Annotated in this window: 2 protein-coding genes; both read right to left on the bottom strand. The window is 60.0% G+C overall.

What is annotated here, in order from left to right:
- Positions 1–401: 401 nt before the first annotated feature.
- On the bottom strand, positions 402–677 hold the full coding sequence (locus F759_RS0135480; protein WP_027803917.1) for a sigma factor-like helix-turn-helix DNA-binding protein: 276 nt from the start codon (positions 675–677) through the stop codon (positions 402–404).
- Positions 678–1,070: 393 nt separating this feature from the next.
- Positions 1,071–1,382 carry a DUF4148 domain-containing protein gene (locus F759_RS0135475; RefSeq protein ID WP_027803916.1) on the bottom strand — a complete coding sequence of 104 codons (312 nt, stop codon included), beginning with the start codon at positions 1,380–1,382 and terminating at the stop codon, positions 1,071–1,073.
- Between the last annotated feature and the right edge of the window lie 645 nt (positions 1,383–2,027).

Genomic DNA, 2,027 nt, shown 5'->3' with positions numbered 1-2,027 from the left:
GGCGCGTCGCGGTCCGTGCAGCGCACGCTTTGATTCGAAGCGCGGGCGGGAGGCGCACCGACCGCATGGAGGCTGATGATCAAACGCCATGCGGGAGCGTCGGGTTTTTGCGGTCAGAAAGCGGCGTCAGCTAATAACCAAACCAACTCTAGTCTGACGTGCTTTGAGGACGGGCCTGACGTCCGGTTGAAGTACGCTTCAACCGGACAAATCACTGGATAACGGGCGCAGTTCGGCCCAATCACCGCCGGTCGACACTGCGGCCTAGATCGCTGACAATTAGAAATACGCCCGGTCGCAACAAGCTCTTCGGTTGAGGTGGCGCACGTTTAGTTCGCAGCGGGACTGAGACGACTGGACGCAAATGCAACTCGCGGACATGGCGAATCCGGCGGATATCATCAACCAGCGCTACATGGCGCAGTCCGGCATGCCGCGCGTTGGCTCGCGCGTGCCGGCGGCGGATACAGCCTCGCCTCGAGCGCCGCGTCGTCCGTCAGCGGTTCCACTGGCAGCGGCCAGCTCAGCCCTGCCAGCCGCGTGCGGCGCAGATGATGCCACACCGTTGTTGTCGAGGCGCCGACCGCGTCGGCGATCTCCCTCTGGTTGCGGTCGCACTCGAAATGCAGCCGCAGCACTTCCCTGATTTTACGCATGGTCAACCTGACATTTGCCATTCCGCACTCCCGACAAAACCGTCGATCGTGCCACCGTTGACCCGCGTCGTCGCCGCCCCCAAATCCTGTTTGCGATGGCGTGAAAACCTTGTTCTTTTTTGCCGTGGAATTCCTGTTCACTTTGGCGTGGAATATTCACTTAGCGGCCATACCCGTAAAAACCGCCCTGGCATGAACGCGAAAAGCGCCCAGACCGCGAAGGTCTGGGCGAAGCCATCGGGAGCCCGATGACAGCGAGGTATTCGACATGAAACTGGCCCGCTGCGGGGGCTCTCCCGCGATAGCGAGCCAGTTCTTTAAATGCGGGCGCGCAGGGTGCTGCGCGGCCAGACTGCGATGCTCACGCCAGATGCCTTTGGCATCCTGCCCGCGCGTCCGGAATCAACCCACTCGTTACCGGCCGCGGTACATCGCGTTCCAGTCGGCCTTCGACACGGCCGGACGTCCCGCGTCCGACGAGCCACTCCCCACACCACCGTATCCGCTTGCCGCGCCGTTCTGCGCAGCCACCTTCGCTTCGGCGGCCTGGATGTCAGCTGGATAGGTGGTGTTGTCGCCGCCCGGGTGATAGCCAGCCTTTTCGAGCTGGACGAGCTCGGCACGCACTTGCGCACGGGTGACAGGCGCGTTCGACTGTTGAGCGAACGCAACGAACGGAGCAGCGAGTGCAGCGGTAACAACAACGGCCTGGATGAGCGACTTCATGATGACTTACCTCCGAAATTCTGTCCTGTCCTGCTTCGAACGCCCTGTTCGAAGCTAGTGACTACAGTCTAGGTAAGTAATCACTTAAGATTAATGGTGAAGGGAGGAATTGATTGTTGTCAGATTCGGGTAAACCCGTGACAAATGATTCGCGTTGCGACCTGTCCGAAAACGGTCGAGTTCGTACAGCGCAGATGTGAAGCACTTTCTGCAATGGCGTGCGGACCTCGGGATCGCGCGACAGGCGTCCTACGACCTTTGGCAAGCCGTTGGCACGGGACGCCAAAGGTCCAGCGGACCCCGGCTTTCGCTGAAGCAGAGATGAGTAATGGAAAGGGCGCTTCGGCGCACTTTTTCTTTGCAATCAAGGTCGTACCGATGCCGTCCATCGGATCCCGACCTGTAATCACGAAACCGCTCTGACGATCAGACTCGTTTCCCGTTCCTGAACGACGCCGCCCATCTGCTGTCCGGATTCTGAACGCCGTTCACACCTGATCCCGCGACGGTATCCGCGGTGTAGGCGAAACCGTTCATGACCGAAGTCAGGGGCGGATTCAACCGGTCGATGCAACACACTAGAGTCTGCGCAGGCAGTGGAGGTGTTGCAATGAAACAGAGGCCGAGGATCTACTATTCTGAGAG

The organism is Paraburkholderia dilworthii, assembly GCF_000472525.1.
Classification (GTDB): domain Bacteria; phylum Pseudomonadota; class Gammaproteobacteria; order Burkholderiales; family Burkholderiaceae; genus Paraburkholderia; species Paraburkholderia dilworthii.
This window is presented reverse-complemented; position numbering and strand designations above follow the sequence as displayed.